The 18,450-nt window shown below is 43.7% G+C and carries 12 protein-coding genes; 6 read left to right on the forward strand and 6 right to left on the reverse strand.

The genetic code is table 11. The features are described 5' to 3' along the window. The first annotated feature begins 528 nt into the window (after positions 1–528). The 5 genes from ACT3ID_RS18520 (at position 529) to ACT3ID_RS18540 (ending at position 9,827) form a co-directional block, all read left to right on the forward strand. Positions 529–3,273, forward strand: a complete 2,745-nt coding sequence (locus ACT3ID_RS18520; protein ID WP_491543556.1) for a PAS domain-containing protein — start codon at positions 529–531, stop codon at positions 3,271–3,273. 104 nt (positions 3,274–3,377) lie between these two features. Continuing rightward, positions 3,378–4,139, forward strand: a complete 762-nt coding sequence (locus tag ACT3ID_RS18525) for a sensor histidine kinase (RefSeq protein ID WP_491543557.1) — start codon at positions 3,378–3,380, stop codon at positions 4,137–4,139. Between the two features lie 272 nt (positions 4,140–4,411). Continuing rightward, the gene (locus tag ACT3ID_RS18530; RefSeq protein WP_491543558.1) at positions 4,412–6,817 is read left to right on the forward strand and encodes a choice-of-anchor B family protein; all 2,406 of its coding nucleotides are present in this window, start codon (positions 4,412–4,414) and stop codon (positions 6,815–6,817) included. A 106-nt stretch (positions 6,818–6,923) separates the two neighbouring features. After that, positions 6,924–7,973, forward strand: a complete 1,050-nt coding sequence (locus ACT3ID_RS18535; RefSeq protein WP_491543559.1) for a YncE family protein — start codon at positions 6,924–6,926, stop codon at positions 7,971–7,973. Between the two features lie 30 nt (positions 7,974–8,003). Beyond that, positions 8,004–9,827 (forward strand): FG-GAP repeat domain-containing protein, encoded by a 1,824-nt coding sequence (locus ACT3ID_RS18540; RefSeq protein WP_491543560.1) that lies wholly within the window; start codon positions 8,004–8,006, stop codon positions 9,825–9,827. A 51-nt stretch (positions 9,828–9,878) separates the two neighbouring features. On the opposite strand, the gene ACT3ID_RS18545 is transcribed toward ACT3ID_RS18540, so the two are convergent. Next, the gene (locus ACT3ID_RS18545; protein ID WP_491543561.1) at positions 9,879–10,028 is read right to left on the reverse strand and encodes a hypothetical protein; all 150 of its coding nucleotides are present in this window, start codon (positions 10,026–10,028) and stop codon (positions 9,879–9,881) included. A gap of 189 nt (positions 10,029–10,217) precedes the next feature. Here ACT3ID_RS18545 and ACT3ID_RS18550 point away from each other — a divergent pair, with 189 nt between their 5' ends. Continuing rightward, positions 10,218–10,580 (forward strand): STAS domain-containing protein, encoded by a 363-nt coding sequence (locus ACT3ID_RS18550; protein ID WP_491543562.1) that lies wholly within the window; start codon positions 10,218–10,220, stop codon positions 10,578–10,580. 298 nt (positions 10,581–10,878) lie between these two features. Here ACT3ID_RS18550 and ACT3ID_RS18555 read toward each other — a convergent pair whose 3' ends face one another. The 5 genes from ACT3ID_RS18555 to ACT3ID_RS18575 all read right to left on the reverse strand — a co-directional run bounded on the left by ACT3ID_RS18555 (position 10,879) and on the right by ACT3ID_RS18575 (position 18,196). Beyond that, positions 10,879–11,079 (reverse strand): histone H1, encoded by a 201-nt coding sequence (locus ACT3ID_RS18555; RefSeq protein WP_491543563.1) that lies wholly within the window; start codon positions 11,077–11,079, stop codon positions 10,879–10,881. Between the two features lie 177 nt (positions 11,080–11,256). Continuing rightward, positions 11,257–11,925 (reverse strand): hypothetical protein, encoded by a 669-nt coding sequence (locus ACT3ID_RS18560; RefSeq protein ID WP_491543564.1) that lies wholly within the window; start codon positions 11,923–11,925, stop codon positions 11,257–11,259. A gap of 22 nt (positions 11,926–11,947) precedes the next feature. After that, positions 11,948–12,655, reverse strand: a complete 708-nt coding sequence (locus ACT3ID_RS18565) for a cytidine deaminase (protein ID WP_491543565.1) — start codon at positions 12,653–12,655, stop codon at positions 11,948–11,950. Next, entirely contained in the window at positions 12,655–15,648 is a 2,994-nt protein-coding gene (locus ACT3ID_RS18570) for a serine hydrolase domain-containing protein (protein WP_491543566.1), read from the reverse strand. The genes ACT3ID_RS18565 and ACT3ID_RS18570 overlap by 1 nt, the downstream gene beginning before the upstream one ends. A gap of 100 nt (positions 15,649–15,748) precedes the next feature. After that, entirely contained in the window at positions 15,749–18,196 is a 2,448-nt protein-coding gene (locus tag ACT3ID_RS18575) for a penicillin acylase family protein (protein ID WP_491543567.1), read from the reverse strand. Positions 18,197–18,450: the final 254 nt, after the last annotated feature.

Genomic DNA, 18,450 nt, shown 5'->3' on the forward strand with positions numbered 1-18,450 from the left:
CGCAACGATCCGAAGCGGAAACCCGGGAGCTGCGCTCCGGGTGGGACCGGGCGCTGCGTTCTGCCATGCACTGGGCATCTGATTAATAGTAAGATCTCGTATTCTTTGAGATCTGATCCAAAAAGGGGACGGTACGAAAATTTTTATTAATATTGATTGGTATCCGGTACAGTGTAAGGATACTTGTGTATTACTTTTCAACAATGATGGGATACACAATGAAGATGAATAATGAAGAAGGAGAAGAATACCCCTGAGGTAGGAATCTGGATAAAAGATGGGGTACATATGTCTAGTATTTATAGAGCGTCATGGGCGGGGCTAAATTTTTAAATCGAAGTAACTACAGCTTTTAGTAAAAAATCAGAGAACGGTATCTCCTATAAAATAAATACATAACACATTTTTATAGCAAGCTAAATAAAAAAAATGAGGGAACGTTATTAGTCTAAGAATCTCTTGAAAAGTTAGGAGTTAAATATGATACTTTTCTTCTTTTATAACAGGCAATAAAATCGAAAACTGTCAATGTCAGATAGTCTGATCGAGTATTTAAATAAAGAGAACTTAAAATCTGTTCTTGAATCTCTCCCAACAGCTGTTTTTGTGACCGATCTAGAGGGACGGCTAAAGTTTTGTAATTCAACTATGACGCAACTCCTGAGAAGTGAGCCAGAGTTGAATAGTGAGCACTGGTATGGCAAAGCCACGTTCTGCTATCCTGACGGCTCTCCGTTAAATCCCGATGAAAATCCGGTGGCTTCATTTTTAAATAACGAGGAGGTTGACAGCAGTAGAAAGAATGGAGATTTGTTGAAGATGAAAAGGCCTGACGAGGAGCATATATGGCTCAAAATATACTCTTCATGGTTATATAATGAAGAGGGAAAACAGATGGGCACTGTTAACATGCTCGTTGATATTACTAAACAGAAGAAAAGCTGGATAGAGCTTGAAGATATAATGGGCAAAACCAGTCAGAAAGAGCGACTGTTAGAGGCGATAATATCCAGTACACCCGATCTGGCCTATGTTTTTGATCTGAACTATCGTTTTATATTTGGTAATGATGCGCTACTGGAGATGTGGGGGGTCAACGAAGATGAATATTTTGGCAAGGGATTGCGAGAGCTGGGGTATGAAGAGTGGCATGCCGAGATGCATGAGCGCGAAATTGACCAGGTTGTTGCTACCAAAGAGCCTGTACAGGGAGAAGTTTCTTTTCCGCATGCCAAACTTGGAACACGGTTCTATGATTATATTTTGGTTCCTGTACTAAACAACAACAACGAAGTAGAAGCGGTGGCCGGGACTACCCGAGACGTTACGAGGCGAAGAGAGGCTGAGGAGGCTCTGCGTAGAAATGAGGAGAAGTATCGAACGTTGGTCGAGAACTTCCCCAATGGAGCAGTCGCTCTTTTTGACGAGGATCTGCGATTCACGGCGGTGGGTGGTAAATTGGTTGAGTCGGCTGGGATCGATCCGGAGGATCGAATCGGTCATACGGTTTATGATCTCTATTCGGATGAGCTTATCAACAAGCTTGAACCTTATTTTCGTGCTGCTCTCAGCGGGGAAGCGAAGAAATTTGAATTAGAAAATCAGGATCGGCATCTGATAGCTCAAACGCTTCCTGTTGAAGATGATAACGAAAAAGTTATAGCTGGTATGGTTGTGGTTCTGGATATATCAGAACGTTGGCAGGCTCAGGAGGCATTACGTAAAAGCGAAGAGAAATACCGGTCCTTATTCGAGAGTATGAATGAAGGTTTTGCCGTTATCCAGATGGAATTTGATGAGAATGAGGAACCAGTCAATTTTCGCTTTCTCGAAACCAATCCGGCGTATCAGAGGCATACCGGGCTGAAGCAAAACGTAGAAGGGAAAACTGGAAGAGAGGTGTTTCCGGATCTGAGTGATAATTTACTTAAAAGAGACGGAAGAGTAGCTTTGACAGGAGAGCCCTTCCATGGCGAAATTTATGTCGATGAAGTAGATCGTTGGCTTGACCTCTCGGCTTTCCGGATAGGAGATCCGGAAGAGCGAAAAGTTGCTGTGCTCTTTACTGATATAACTGAGCGTAAACGAGCTCAGGACAAACTCCAGCGTATGAATGAAAAGCTCGAAGAGCGAGTGGAAGAGCGAACTCAGTCTCTGTTAACATACCAGGATCAGTTACGTTCGCTGGCATACCAGTTAAGCCGAACTGAAGAAAAGCAGCGGCAACAGTTGGCGACAGAACTTCATGATAATCTGGGACAGATGCTTGCCCTCAGCAAAATGAAGGTAAATGAGGTGGAACAGGGAGAATCTGCCAAAGATGTTGCTTCGGCTATAGATGACCTGAAGAAGCTTATGGATGATGCCATCCGTTACACGAGAGAGCTTACTTCTGATTTGAAACCGCCGCCTTCCGTCAGCAATGATATCAGAGCAAGTTTAAACTGGCTGACGGAAAAAGTTGCAGAACATGGTCTTACCGTTACAATTGAAGATGATGAAAAACCGAAACCGCTCGATGATGAAGTAAGAGCCATCGTTATTCAAAGCGTAAGAGAACTGCTATTTAACGTTATTAAGCATACTTCCGAAGAAAAGGCTACTGTACTTCTAAGGCGAAGTGATGATCAGTTAGCCATAACCGTAAAAGATGACGGGGAGGGATTTGATACAGATGAGAATGCATTGGCAACTGCAAGAGAAGGCAGGTTCGGATTATTTAACATTTACGAGCGGATAGATCTTTTGGGCGGTCATGTTGATATAAAGTCTGAGAAAGGACAGGGTACAGAAGTAACACTGCATGTGCCGCTGTCGGAAGGGGTTGACAGTAGAGTAACAAAAAAACAAGCTATAGAAAGTGGAGGGGTAGGTAAAAGAGAGCCGAAACAGGATGAAAAAATTAAAGTGCTACTTGTAGATGATCACAGGATGTTTCGCAATGGGTTGCGCAAAATTATAGAGGAAGAAGCCGATATGATAGTTGTTGGTGAGGCAGATAACGGAGAGGAGACTTTAAATTTGTGTTATGAGACTTTGCCTGATGTTATCCTGATGGATGTGAGTATGCCGAAGATGGATGGTATTGAGGCAACAAAACGAATAAAAGCTGACAGACCGGATGTAAGAATTATTGGGGTATCACTTCACGACAGTCAGGAAGTAATACAAGATATAAGAAATGCGGGAGCTTCAGCTTATCTGCCAAAGACAGAGGCTTTTGAATCCTTAATTATGACAATTCGTGCAGAAGCATCTGCCATAAGGGAATAGTTTCATTATTACTGAATGAAAGAGAATCTCTCCTACTCTATTTACGGAACTTTAAGTCTTTATTTGCATTACAAACTATTACGGGTAAAGTAAAAATACTGATTATGTTTGCCTCCCAAGGAAATAGAGGCCAAAGGAAAGAACTCGCTGAGCTTAAAGAAGAGAATGAAAAACTAAACAAAAAGCTCAAAAAGAAAGAAGAGGAAGTTCAGCGTTATAAAAAGGAGATGTCGCAGGGGAGTGTAGTCGAACGCTGGAGAATTGGAAAATATCTGCATGATAATTTGGCTCAGCAGTTAACTTCTGCAAAGATTTCTATCAGTTTACTTAAAGATAAGCTCTCTAAAAATAACTTATCAGAAGCATGTGAGGAGGTTCTGGAAATTCTCACTGAGAGTATAGATGAAGTCAGGGATCTATCCCACGATATTATACCCATGGATGTTGAAAAAGAAGGTGTGGGAGAGGCCTTTCATCATTTGAAATTACAGGCAGAAAAACAGCATGGGATTAATTGTATACTAGAAACTGAACAAAGAATACTTAAAAAAATTAAGCGTAGAGAAGTAGCTACAAATCTCTATCATATCACTCAAGAAGCTATTAAAAATGCCGTTATTCACGGAGAGGCAAAAAATATTAAAATTGCGCTTATTGAACATGAGAAACAATTGTATCTGCATATTAAGGATGATGGAAAGGGATTTGAATCTGTGGATAAGAAGGCGGGTGGTATGGGTTTAACGATCATGAAACATCGCTCAGAAGAAATGGGAGGACGATTCCGGATCAGAAAGGCTAAAGAAGATAGGGGATATAATACCCTTGTAACCTGTTCACTTCCACTGGAAGCAATAGGTGATTAAAATATGAGCGGAGGGAAGATTTCTTGAACTAGAAAATACACTTAATTCTTTTCGCTTGCCCGGGCTCTTGGGTGATGATAAAAAAGAGAGGTGTTAATGTGAGCGGGATCCCTCAGCTATTTTTACTTTATGATGAATATCCATCTCATCCCGAAACTTCAGTTTTATTTCCGGAATATTTATTCTCATTTTTAACATAGTTTTTAGTTTATCAATAAGTATTTTTATGTATCTACAACAAATGCCATACTAGCTTTAAAATCTCTATTCCTATGAAGCGACTACTAATCCTATTTTCGGTTTTCTTTCTTTCCTCTGCTTTTTTCTTGGCACAAGCTCAAACTACCCATTCAGGTAGTACGGAGGCGGCAATGGGCTTTGCCCGTGCTGTGACGATTTCTGGTGAATCGATAATTATCGGGGAACCGGCAAATCCCCATCAGTCTGGTATGGTATACATTTTTAATCGATCTGGTGGCGAATGGGTTCAAGAGCATCAACTTTCAGCCTCTGATGGTGAAATTCGGGATGGGTTTGGTACTTCACTGGCTTCTGATGAAAACCGGTTGTTAGTTGGGGCACCAGAGAATGAAGATGGGCGTGGTGCGGCCTATATTTTTGAACGAGCAGATAATGGCTCTTGGAATGAAATGGCGCGCATAGCTCTGTCGGATACAAGTTTGAAAGGCGGATTCGGTTCTAGTGTGGCATTACGAGGAAATCTCGCTTTTATCGGCGCGCCTGATGAGTCGGATGAGTCCGGAGCTGTGTATGTGTTTGAGCGGAATAGCTCTGATAGCTGGTCACAGCAGGCACGTTTGGCCAATCCCGATACATCGCAGGGTTATAGTTTTGGTTCAGCTCTTGCCACAGATAATTCCCGATTGCTTGCAGGAGCTCCCACAGATAATGGCGGAGCTGTTCATGTTTTTAAAAGTGAAGAAGGTGAGTGGGCAAAAGAAACAACGCTTACGACCAATCAGGTTGATGATGATGCAGAATTTGGGACAACGCTGGCAATAGACAACGGTCAGATACTAGTCGGCACACCCAGTCACGCGGCTGGTTCCGGTGCAGTGTTTGTTTATGAAAGAAATACTGATGATACAACGTGGAATGCAAGCGGCCGTCTTCTTGCCTATGACGGAGAGCCCCGTTACGGCTTTGGTTCTTCTCTGGCTTTTGTAGAGAATCATGTCTGGATTGGTGCTCCGGGCGCTGATAATCAGAAAGGCACTATCTACCAATTTGAGCAAGATCAAAGTGGAAGTGGTTGGGCTGGCGTCACAAAGATTGCGGGGCCCGATCGTGATGAGGGCGACCGGTTTGCCGGCACTATTGCCGTAGATAACGGTATTGCCGTGGCCGGGCTTGTCGGCGCTGATTATGGAGCCGGAACGGCTGCAATCCTTGAAAGGGATAATAATACAGGATGGTCTGTTCAATCAACTGTACTTAGTGAAGGCAGTTCTCTTGAGTCTATTACGGGCAAGGTTGAATGCGCCAATGGCGACGCTTCGTACTTCGGTTGTAGTAATATAGATCTGTTGTCATTCCTTCCCATCAGTGAAATTGGCGGTGATCGTGGCGTTCGCCTTAATGATATCTGGGGATGGACTGATCCGAAGACAGGCAAAGAATATGCGCTGGTGGGACGGATGGACGGTACATCGTTTGTTGATGTGAGTAATCCGTCGAATCCTGTTTATGTAGCTGATTTACCCAAGCCTGATAGCGTGCAAGCAAGTGTATGGCGCGATATAAAGGTTTATGACAATCATGCATTTGTGGTTGCCGATAATGCCAACGATCACGGCATTCAGATAGTTGATCTTACAGATCTTCGTGATTTTGAAGGAACACCGCTTACTCTCGAAGAAGTGGCACATTACGACAAAGTTAACAGTGTGCATAATATTGTCATTAATAAAGATACAGGCTTTGCTTATGCCGTTGGAAGCAGCGGCGGTGGACAAACTTGTGGCGGCGGTTTGCACATGATAAATATTCAGGACCCGACAAATCCCACTTTTGCCGGGTGTTTCGCAGATCCATCAACGGGACGCAGCGGAACCGGATATACCCATGATGCACAGTGCGTAAAGTATGAAGGACCTGATGAAGAGTATCAGGGGCATGAAATATGCCTTGGCGCAAATGAAACGGCTATCAGTATTGCCGATGTTACGGATAAGGAAAATCCCCGAGCTATTTCTACGGTCTCTTATCCTGATTACGCTTACGTACATCAGGGATGGCTCACAGAAGATCAGCGTTATTTCTTTCAGAATGATGAACTGGATGAGCTGACTGGAAAAGTTGATAGTACCCGTACACTTATTTGGGATGTTTCTGATCTGGATGATCCGCAGTTTGTACGGGAGTTTTTCTTCGACAATCCTGCATCAGATCATAACTTATATATCAAAGGTGATACGGTTTATGAGTCGAACTATGTAAGTGGATTACAGGTGCTGGATATCAGTGATCCCAAAAATCCTGTAAAAGTTGGATACTTTGATACCGAACCGTTTGGTGAAGATGAAGCGGGCTTTTCCGGAACGTGGAGTAACTATCCATTTTTCGAAAGTGGTATTGTGATCATGACCAGTTCGCAGGAAGGATTGTTTGTTCTGGAGAAGCAGGACGTCCCCACGGATGCCGCGAGTCCAAACTAATTTTATAGCTTCAACAGGAATGTTTCCGGATAGATAAGTCAGAGCATTGGGATTTATGCAACAACCGATGATTCCATTACTACGCAAATTGCTAGTTGTTTTACTCATGCTGATATCGTCTGCCGGGCTACTTTTGGCCCAGGATAAAGATGATTTATCCGGGCAAGGGCAGTATATCTACGTTTGTAACCAGGGTGAGGCAACCCTCTCTGTTATCGATGTGGAGACGAATGAGATTGTGGATCATATTGATCTGCAGGAGCTGGGATTCTCGCCCAACGCCAAACCCCATCATACTGTGGCTGAACCGGACGGCTCGCATTGGTACGTCACTTTAATCGGAGAAAATCGGGTACTCAAATTTAATCGCCAGAACGAACTAGTCGACCAGGCTGAGGTGGAGGTCCCGGGACTTCTTTCGTTGCATCCTACGCGCGACTTGCTGCTTGTGGGCCGCTCAATGAGCGCAGTGAATCCCCCGCAAAGTATTGGTATGATTCAACGATCTGATATGACACTGCAAAAAGAGATCGACACCTTCTTTGCTCGTCCGCATGCAATCACAACAACGCCCAATGGCAAGTGGAGTTATATTGCTAGTCTGGCAGAAAATCAGATCCTCATGCTCGAAACCGAAACAGAAGAAACAGATCTGATGACTTTTGGAGGCGATACGCATGTGTTCGTAGATTTCGCTATTTCTCCTGATGGCAAAACAATGGTAGTCACAGGACAGATATCCAGTAAGTTGCTGGTTATGGATATAACTGATCCCGCTTCTCCTTCTGTAACTGATACTGTGGATGTTAATGCCCAGCCGTGGCATCCGGTTTTTTCGCCCGACGGAAGATTTGTCTATTTCGGAAATAAAGAAGCTCATACGGTTACAGTAGTCGATATAGAGAAGGGAACCGTTGACGATATTATTGAGGGTGAAGGTCTAGCTCAACCGCATGGCAGTGCGTTATCAGCCGATGGAAAGTACCTGTATATCTCAAATAACAATCGGCAGGGGACCTACAGTGCGAGGGGTTCATCAAAAACTAATAATCCGCCGGGCACCGTTACGGTTATCAATACCGAGACACGCGAAATCGAGAAGGTGATCGAAGTTGATGCTTATCCATCGGGAATTGGTACAAATGCCCGCTGGTGATTACCAAAATTTTTAGTCGTTACTAATTCAATGTCTTACCGTCTATTTTTTCCGTTACTTATTATTCTTGGATTAATGATTGCCGGCTGCGGTGGCACACGCAGCATTACTCAAGGTGATGAGCCATCAATAGGTGAATATGAAAAAGTGATTGCTCCGTTTCCCGTTTATGATAGCACTGGATCAAGAATTGAGCAGCCTTTTTTGGGCGGATTCAATGCCCCTCGTCCCCAGTTTGTGGATATAGACGGCGATGGTGACTCGGATCTTTTTGTGCAGGAGAACTCAAATGAGCTTATGTTTTTCGAAAACAGTTCGGCGGATTCCGGGTCGAAGTTAAATTGGCAGACCGACCATTTTCACGATCTGGATATTGGCGAATGGTATCGTTTTGCGGACATGGATCAGGATGGAGATATGGATCTGCTTGCCGAGCAACCGTACAGCTATATCCGTTATTATCGGAATGATGGTGATGAGAAAGAAGCTGATTTTCAACTGATGACTGATACCCTCAAGGATGCCAGTGGCAATCCCATATTTTCCGACCGGCAGAACATTCCTAATATAACAGATATCGACTGTGACGGATATCTGGATCTTTTTATCGGGCGGTTAGACGGCACCATAACCCGGTACGAGTCCATTGGCCGTGACAGTAGGGGTGTTCCCCAGTTTGAGCTTGTCAGCGAGCAATTTGAAGGCATTGAGATTGTGAAACAGATCGGTACTATGCACGGAGCCAATACGCTCACATTTGTTGATATCGACAGTGACGGTGATCAGGATCTGTTTTGGGGGGATTTCTTCGAACCAAGCTTATTGCTTATTGAAAATCAGGGATCGTGCGGAAATCCCGAACTGCAGGGCGAGCCTAAACCTTTTCCTCGAAATAATCCCGTTAAAACCAGTGGTTATAATGCACCGGCTTTTGCCGACTGGGGTGGAGACGGGAATCTGGATCTGCTGATTGGCGTGCTTGGCGGAGCATATAACGCCGATCAGACACTGGCAGAGAACCTTTACTTCTATGAACAAAATGACAGTGGTAGATTTAACCTGAAGACCAGGGAGTTTCTTGATGGTATTGATATCGGTAATGAAAGCATACCGGCAATCGGCGATCTGGACGGAGATGGAGATAAAGATCTGCTTTTGGCCAACAAAATTGATCCGGGCGACCGAAATACATCGCTGGTGTATCAATTTGAAAATCGCGGTACGGCTGAAGAACCTTCATTACATATGGCGAGCAGACTGGATTTGCCGAATGCTTATCACTATGCACCGGCACTGGGCGATCTCACCGGTGATGGATTGGATGACCTGTTGCTCGGGACGTGGAAAGGTCGTATAGCTTACTTCGAAAATACTGGCGATGGATTTAAGGCGGTAGATAAGTCATTTCTTGATCTGGAGAGAGGAAGTAATAGCGCGCCCGCCCTTGCAGATATTGACGGCGACGGCGATCTGGATTTGTTTGTCGGCGAATCGGGCGGCGATATTCATTTCTATCGTAACGAAGGCAATTCCCAATCGCCGGATTTTGCGCTCGATATAGAGGCTTTCCCTGATGTCGAAGTCGATCATCGAAGTGTTCCAACGCTGCACGATATAGACGGAGATGGTGACTTAGATCTTTTCATCGGCACCAAGTCGAATGGGATTAAATTTTATCGCAACACGGGCTCGGCCGAGAAAGCGGTTTTCACTGAAGAATCACTTCCGGTTTCGATCGCCGGTCCACGCCTGGCAGCTCCACATTTTGTCGATTTTGATGGAGATGGCAACGCAGAATTATTATCCGGTGGCCGGGGCGGAGGTCTCATCTATTTTGAGCAGATGACACAATAGGTTCAGGATATTCTATCGATCCCGCTTAATAATAATTAACGTAATGTTTTTCTAGAGCATTAAAGTACTGGCTTCACTATTCATAACCTTTTTTACAACCTCAATGATATCTTTAAGCAGATTATCGATATCCAGGTTAGAATTAATTGGCCGGTGAGATCCATAAGTAAATTTAAGCGGTCGCTCTCGGGCAGCTGCCACCCAGATTCATTTTGCACTCTAGTAGATTGATCCATGATTACCCATCTGGTATGAATAATAAATATTTTTATTTAAAACCCGGCTCTAGGTTATTAATTTTATTCGATCAAATTCGTATAAATGTGCAAATATTTTATATTAGTAGCTGAAATTTTAACCGGAGAGACAATTTTAAAACAGATATGAATTATGAATTATACAATTAATGAGCGTTACAATTGCATTATCATAGAATTTAGCGGGAACCTGATGGGAGGGCCCGATGCCAGCGAATTCAATGACGATCTACATGATTTGATCGATGAAGGAAAAAAAGAAGTGGTAGCCGATTTATCGGATGTAAAATTTATGAACTCATCCGGGCTTGGTATTCTGATTGGCGGTCTTACAACAATGCGTAATGCAGGCGGAGATCTGCGTATTGCAGGCGCTGATCAGCGCATAGAAAGTTTGCTTATGGTAACGAAACTGATAACCGTTTTTAATCATTATCGTACTGTAGAAGAGGCGGTAGAATCGTTTCAGAAAGATGAGGAAGAAGAACAAGATTAGCTCTACTTTATAATTTCTTTCAACAGGGTGGCTATTTTCTCTCCTTCCCAAGCTCCAGCTTGGGAAGGCTTTGCTTTGTAGCGTTACGAAGCAGTAGATAAAAAAGTAACAAGATCGATTATACTTTTCTTAAGTAGGATAATTTCAAATCCCTGTCAGGATTAAAACCTGCCAGTTTTTATTTTACTGAGATTACAACAGAGTTGCCGGCAGACGAAAAAGATGAATACCCAAAATAAAAAAAGCCGCTTTAGAAAAAGCGGCTTTTTCTTTTTATAAAAATAAATAGCAGTGGAAATTATGAGTTTTTGATCTCATCCACTTTTCCAGTGTTTTTCCACTCTTGAATTTCCATTCGAATATCTTGTGCCTTTTTCTTCATTTCCTGAAGAGTTTTTCGGGCACGAGTACCAGCAGCTTTATTACCCTTGTTGTAGAACTTATTAATGTCTGGTTCTAGCTGATCTAGCAGTTCGTTCATTTCATCAAATCGGCTCATTATGTGACTCCGTTTAATTAATGTTAATAGTTAAAAATTCTTACGATGCACTATTAGTGATTGCATCGAATGGTCGAATCTAGGTATATGGAACTGTTGTGTCAAGTAAAAAAGCCGTTTTTAATACAATAAATGGGTTTTATTGGCAGAATATGTCTAAAAGTAGTCGATAATGCGTTATGAAGTTGCTGAATGAATAGAAATTGCATGGCCGAGATTCGGTATCTGATTAAAATCACGGGCAGTAGTGAGTTTCACGGGACGAGAAAAGTCTCGGAAATCATCCGGAATTCGCTGTTCTTTAAAACTACTGTCCATGGTATCCCATTGTAAACTGTTCGGAAACTCGTTTTCTGTAAATACTTCTGATTCATCTGATTTTATAAAGATGAATAACTCTTCGGCTTCCAGCTGATTGTATAGAAAAGATGTCATCCTGGGCAAGTCGATTGCTACCTGCCGATTGTTATCCAAATCCTGGACGAGTGTTGAAAGCAGCAGCACCGGTTCGGGAGGCAGCGTATTGAAATAATCAAAATCGAGGTGCAGCGAATCATTTTTATAGGTAATAAAATCACGCTGATATGGATTGATGCCGATTGTTGACACACCCTGGTCGGCCAGTAATGCTACCAGCCGGTTATTCAGATCTTTGACACTGCGGATAGTCGCTTCATCGCGCATAACACCTGTCTGAATGATACGTTCGGTATATTCACTGTCGGAATGTACGATAATCGGTCGCACATCCTTATTTTGCTGTTGCTGTGAAAGGGATTGTGCCAGCGTTGAAAGGAAAACTCCGTTGTCGAGATGCTCATAGTCGAGTGCTGCTATATAGCGCATAGTAAATCCGTAACTCTAAAAATTATTGGTTTGAAAGTGAAGATGAACGAAAGCTGTGTGGCAGCAGGTCATTGCTGAAGTGAACTGATTCCGAGAAATCGGCATGATGCAGGTGAATTTGCCGGTCGGGCAAGTGCTCAATGATAACCTGCCGACAAGCCCCACACGGACTGCTGAATTCACCATCGCGGGTATGAATATGCATCGTCTTTAAATTTTGGCTACCATATGTTAACGCTTTTGCAATGGCGATACGTTCGGCACACAGCCCCAGGTTCCATGCCGTACATTCCACATTTACGCCACTGAAGAAGCCTTGCTCTGTTGCTATGAGTGCCGAAACAGGGAAGTTGGATTGTTCTACTACAGCAAGATCCAAGAGTTCAACCAGCTTTTTCTCGATATCGATATCATCTGAAATCCGGAGATCAGCGAGATTATGGTCTGGCAATCCATTTTTACTAATTGGATGAATGGAGAAGGTAAGCTCTTTTTGCCAAAAGGATAACAACGTGTTGTCGGGATTATCAGTGTAAAGCTCTTTTGGCTGGTGACCTTCACTGAGACAGCAGAGCAGGGCATTTTGTATAGCATCGATACTCAGGGGATAAGCTATGTTTTCAATTCGTACACCGGCAAACCATGCTCCCGATCTGCTTTGGACGAGTGCTACCGAAGATTCCCCGGAATAGGGAACATAATTTTGCTCATATAGCTGATTGAATTCCATTATTCAATGATTGATGACACAACCGTATCCGCAATGGTTGCACGTATGTTACTGATATTTTTACCGTATGATCGGTGCGGATATGTTCGATTGGTTAAAATGATAATAGCCATATTTCGTTCCGGATCAATCCACCAACTGGTACCCGTAAAACCGGTATGCCCAAACGATTTGTCACTGGTGAGCGATCCGGCGGTGCTGAACTCCTCACCTTTTCGGTCGAATCCATATCCGCGATTAACCAGATCCGATTGTCGCTTGATAAATTCCTCGACAGTTTCAGGACTTAGATACTGGCGGTTCCCATACGATCCTTTATTAAGCAACATCTGGCAATATGTGGCAAGATCGCGTGCACTCGAAAACAGCCCTGCATGTCCCGCAACTCCATTTAAATAGTAAGCCCGTTCGTCATGAGCTTCAGCATGGATAGTTTTCATGCGATAAGTGGTATCAATTTCAGTGGGAGGAATACGATTCTTAATCCATCTGTTTTTATCCTTGGGATTAAAAAAGGTCGTATTCATCCCGAGTGGATAGTAAAATTCATCACGCACGTATTCCTCCAGCGATTTATCAGTGACTGTTTCGACAATTTCGCCAAGCAGGATAAAGCCAAGATCACTGTATTCATATTTCGTACCAGTGACAGAAGTTAATGGTTCATTCTTAATTGCTTCAATTATTTCTGGTTCCGTCTGTAACGAATCTATATAAACCCGAAATGCGGGCAAACCCGAATTATGAAGCAGCAGATTACGAATACTAATGTCAGCTTTTCGCCCCTCGGCAAATTCGGGTATATATTCGCCCACACTGTCATCAAGGTTGATTTCTCCTTCATCCACAAGTTTCATAATAGCAGGTGTAGTTGCCGTTACTTTTGTGAGCGAAGCCATATCGTAGATTGCATCCTTTCTAACGGGATTAAGTTTATCATACGTTTGATAGCCGAACCCTTTTTGATAGGCAATTACCCCATCTTTGACTACCGCTACAACACCACCCGGGAAAGTAGAATCAAACACGGCTTGGTTCATTATAGAATCAATTTTACGCAGCGAATCCGGGGAAAGCCCTACAACCTCCGGTTCGGCTTCACGAAGCGTAGTTTGCGGAAGAGTAATACCGTGATTCATCGGATACATCTCCGGAATTTCGATAGGCAGCTTGCCACTTATTGCTGATCCTCCAAAAAGGGCAGGAACAGTATTTTTAACCTGGCTATCGTTGGCTGCCCACGCCATAAGCTGGGCATCGGTGTCGGATAAATCTTGTACTACATACGGATTTCCAAAGGCCACCAGTACTGAAGGTATATCATTCGTCAGCTCCTTCAGAAAATCGAGATGTTCTTCGCTCAGTTGTACTTCCTGTCCCGATCGTACGTAAATAAACGATCCGATAATGATGAGATCAGCTTCTTCAGCATCTTCCCGCATCTCCTCCTTCTCTTCTTTACTGGTTCGCTTATCGAGCACATGCGAGTTGACATCGGGATGACGGTCTTTGATTCGCGAGACAAACGAGGAGCCTGCATTTCCGGAACTGCCGTCAGAAACGGAAACCACCATCACATTAGGGAAATCTGATACTCGTATAGGAAGGATATCACCTTCATTTTTAACAAGTGCCAGTGATTTGCGACTAATTTCATCGGCAACAAGCTGGTTTTCACGCCTGCTTATTTTGGAGCTCAGCGAACCAATATCAACCTGGTTATCTTCAAAAAGCCCCTTTTGTTTCTTCCATCTCAACAGTTTGCGTACAGATTGATCGATTTGCCACTCTTCTATTTCACCCGACTTTACCGCGTGCTCAATTTCATGGATAGCTGTCAACTCATCGGGACTCAGCAGCATGAGATCGACTCCGGCTTTAAGAGCATTTATAACTGCTTCTCCTGGTGAGAAATTAGAAGAAATACCCTGCATCTCGAGTCCGTCGCTGACGACTGTACCCTCAAACCGCAGGCTGTCTTTCAAGATTCGATGAAGAACAGTCGGATCCATGGTCGCAGGTATACCGAGCTGTGAACTAATTTCGGGAAAAGAAATATGTGCACTCATTATACTGGAAATGCTATCGCTGATAGCTGCACGAAAAGGAACCAACTCTACAGAATCTAGACGGGCAAAATCATATTTGATAACTGGCAGTGCAAGATGCGAATCGGTATCAGTATCGCCGTGACCGGGGAAATGTTTTGCTGTGGAAATAACATTCACTTCCTGAACTCCCTTAATAAATTGATTTGCAAATGTTGATACTGTCTGCGGATCTCCCGAAAAGGAGCGCACGTTGATAACAGGATTTTCGGGGTTGTTATTGACATCAAGCACGGGGGCGAAGATCTGATGCACACCCAAAGCTTTGGCTTCTTGTGCCGTAATTTTACCCATCCAGCGGGCATATTCCGGATTTTGTGTGGCTGCAACGCCCATTGCCGGCACAAATCGCGTCGTTCGGTCAACACGCATAGCAGCTCCATATTCCATATCTTGCGTTACCCAAAGAGGTATTTTGCTGGCCCGCTGCAGCTTATTCGTAAGCACCGCCTGACCATAGACATTCCCTTGAAAGAAAATAAGACCGCCTACATGAAATTTCCTGATTTGATGGAGTAGCTCCTGGTAATTCTCGTCACTATTACTTTGAAAATGACCATAAGCCGGAACAAAAAACAGCTGACCTATTTTTTCACTAAGCGTCATATTCGACAACACGGAATCGATATTAACAGAATCAGCTTTCTGTTTAACGTCTTTGGTATCTTTTTCGGCAGGCGGAATATCAGTAGTATCAACAGCAATGGAATCTATTTTATTGATGATGCTTTCCGGCTCATCAATGGCTCCAATCGGTTCGTCCGGTTGATCGCTTTTGGTCGTCTGCTGACTGGTAGAACATGAAAGCGTTAGGACCAGTATTACAGCCGCTAAAATAATAGGATGCTGGAATTTGTTAGCGATAAATGGAGTAAAAAGCTTCATGAGAGTGTGAAGAAAATTTAGGCTTAATAAAAAATTGGAAGTAACATACTTGAATACAGATGCTGAATCAATAGAAGAGGAATATTACCACAAAATGTGATCACTTTTCAGGTACAAGTTTCATAGTTCTATATTGATTTTCGTTAAAGAACGTGCTGTCCTGATACAAAAACTTATACTGTCCTTCGAGCCAGCTTTCGGTCTGATCGCCGTAATACTGAGAAAGAGGATTGCCCGACTGACCGGTCGGGATTATGGACCAGGTTCTGCTTAGATCTGAAAAATCAACAATACGTCGGATCGAAGGTCCAAGCACCATCTCGAATGGATCATTCCAGTCATATTCACCGTTGTTTATGGTCATATTATGCCCAGGAACAGCATGAGGGCCGCTACTAAGCAAGTTATTGACGATCAGCTTCAGCGATTGTGGTGCGTCGGGGTCTTCGGCGGCTTCTCCCAGCAGCGACGGTTTAAGCGTGATAGTATGCAGCTGTTCCCATCGCCATTCAAACGGCTCTTCACCGTAATTACGCTCGAGAAAACGTATGGTCTCATCCATGCTTTGTATGATGATTTCATTGCGCGTTTCGGTATAATCGGTTGTTTCTACATTGTCAAAAAAGGTGCTGCCGTCTTCGAGGAATCGCATAAGAGCCCGAGCCGGGAGTGCTGAAAAGCGGACAAAATTTTCATATGCAGTAGATCCCATCTCATCCTGAAATGTATTTTCAGAAAGTTTGAGCATGAATACATCCATGATCGAGGCGGCTGTCTCTGACTCTTCATAGGAGTAATCCCAATTCTCAAGATATGAGATAACAGTTTGGAAATTATAGTCCTCGCTACTTTTCAATACCGGCAAAATAATTTCAGTCAGCTCTTGTGCATATAGCGATGTGGCATCGTTTTGCATCTGTTGGAAAACCTGTGGAGAGAACTGACCATCGCTTTGCTGCAGATATTGTCTGATGCGATCGTATCGGGCATCCGGCTCCCAGTAAATAGAGATATAATGCGGATAGCTATCGTCCACTGGCGGATTGTTCGCATTTGCCACCCAACCACGTTCGGGGTTAATGTCTGCCGGTAACTGATTGTGAGGGAGATAGCCTTGCCAGTTTTGTGTGGGGTCCCAGCCATCCCTGAGCAGAACCGGATTAGGTTCTCGAATGGGAATATTAGCAGCCGCAAGTTGTGCTATATTGCCGGATTTATCAGCGTATATAAAATGCTGGCCCGGTACTTTGAAATTTTGTACTCCCTGCTGAAATTCATCGAATGATTGTGCCCAATTTATAGTATATAAAGCTTCAACCTCATTACTTGCTTCGTGACCGGTCCATTTCATGGTAATAATCTGATCATCAATAAACTCCTGCTCGGGGAAAACATCAGAGATAACGGGACCGTGATTCGTAAGGCGGCGCGTAAATACTGTGTCATCAGCATTTTTTATTTTGATCACTTCTTCCTGTATTTCAAACTCCTCATATAGCGGCTCACCTGCCAGTGAATCCAGAACATATTCATTATTATTTTGGGGATTCACGGCCTCCCGGAAGAAATCGGTATCATCGAGCATAATGTTGGTCAGGGACCATGCCATATGATCATTTTGCCCCAGCACAACGGTAGGAGCTCCGGGTAGTGTAGCTCCGGATAGATTCTTACCGTCAACATTCAGGTGTACTTCATACCATTTGCCAGGCATATCCAATCCCAGATGCGGGTCGCCCGCCAAAAGCGGCATGTTTGATGAGGATTTTTCTGCACTAACCGCCCAGGCATTACTTCCGATATGAGATCCCTGTTTACCCATTAACTTGTTGAGTTCTTCGTTTTTTTGGAGTAACGGCATAAGTGCACTGGCCCAGGATGTGGAGTCATCGTCTGCAGGTATATGGGTGACGAAATCATTATCGGGTAACAACTCGATAAATTGCTGTGGCGACAGCTGTTCAGAAAGATAGGCATAGGTAAGTTCTGACTTCCAGGCCAGATTTAACTCCCAGGCCATCAGTCGCGAAAGAGCAATAGAATGGGTGATCGTCCACGGAATAGGATCTAAGTCAGTCAGTGAAAACTGTATGGGCAGGCTTTTTGGATGTCCTTCTGCATAGGCGTTTACACCGTCGGCATAGGCCTGGAGCTTTTCTTTAATTGAATCAGAGAGATTTGCTTCAATTTGCCGGGCGACGCGCCAAAATCCAAGGGTACGCTGTAGCTTATCGTATGGAAGCAACTCTTTGCCAAAAAACTCTGCAAAACGTCCCTCTGCGGCCATTTGATTTAATGTCATCTGCCAGAGGCGGTCTTGTGCATGCGTATATCCCAGACTGTAGTATAAATCGTGTTCGTTATTCGCATAGATGTGAGGTATGCCGTGATTATCCCAGTGGATATCAACCGGCTGATGAAGCTGCGGTTGTTCAATAACGGTTTGGTAATCGGGCAGGGGGCGGTAGAACGTCCAGTAAATAGCCAAGGCAGCAATACCGGCTATAAGTATCAAGAAGAAGATCAGATATCGAAAAAAACTATTCATGCATCGCAAAATTTTTAACCGTCAAACGAGAAGGTAGCAAACATAGTGATAAATGAGTAATGAAACAGGTCGGGAATAATGCCTGCCCTTTTATCTCGTTCCGTATCTCTGGTACGGAATGTGGTGAGGGGACCCTCTTACTCGGTTCTTAAATGCTCCTTTAGCCCAGCCTTAAAAGAATGCTATGACTTTTTCAAGTGTCAAGCGGCTTTTTTGTCCCGGTCAAACCGGGAGGTGTGATTCGGATCGTAAGA

Source organism: Fodinibius sp. GM108 (assembly GCF_058386985.1).

Bases quoted from the DNA above. Each gene is read 5' to 3' on its own strand.
- ACT3ID_RS18520 (WP_491543556.1), top strand. From the start codon at position 529: ATGTCAGATAGTCTGATCGAGTATTTAAATAAAGAGAACTTAAAATCT.
- ACT3ID_RS18525 (WP_491543557.1), top strand. From the start codon at position 3,378: ATGTTTGCCTCCCAAGGAAATAGAGGCCAAAGGAAAGAACTCGCTGAG.
- ACT3ID_RS18530 (WP_491543558.1), top strand. From the start codon at position 4,412: ATGAAGCGACTACTAATCCTATTTTCGGTTTTCTTTCTTTCCTCTGCT.
- ACT3ID_RS18535 (WP_491543559.1), top strand. From the start codon at position 6,924: ATGCTGATATCGTCTGCCGGGCTACTTTTGGCCCAGGATAAAGATGAT.
- ACT3ID_RS18540 (WP_491543560.1), top strand. From the start codon at position 8,004: ATGTCTTACCGTCTATTTTTTCCGTTACTTATTATTCTTGGATTAATG.
- ACT3ID_RS18550 (WP_491543562.1), top strand. From the start codon at position 10,218: ATGAATTATACAATTAATGAGCGTTACAATTGCATTATCATAGAATTT.
- ACT3ID_RS18555 (WP_491543563.1), bottom strand. From the start codon at position 11,079: ATGAGCCGATTTGATGAAATGAACGAACTGCTAGATCAGCTAGAACCA.
- ACT3ID_RS18560 (WP_491543564.1), bottom strand. From the start codon at position 11,925: ATGCGCTATATAGCAGCACTCGACTATGAGCATCTCGACAACGGAGTT.
- ACT3ID_RS18565 (WP_491543565.1), bottom strand. From the start codon at position 12,655: ATGGAATTCAATCAGCTATATGAGCAAAATTATGTTCCCTATTCCGGG.
- ACT3ID_RS18570 (WP_491543566.1), bottom strand. From the start codon at position 15,648: ATGAAGCTTTTTACTCCATTTATCGCTAACAAATTCCAGCATCCTATT.
- ACT3ID_RS18575 (WP_491543567.1), bottom strand. From the start codon at position 18,196: ATGAATAGTTTTTTTCGATATCTGATCTTCTTCTTGATACTTATAGCC.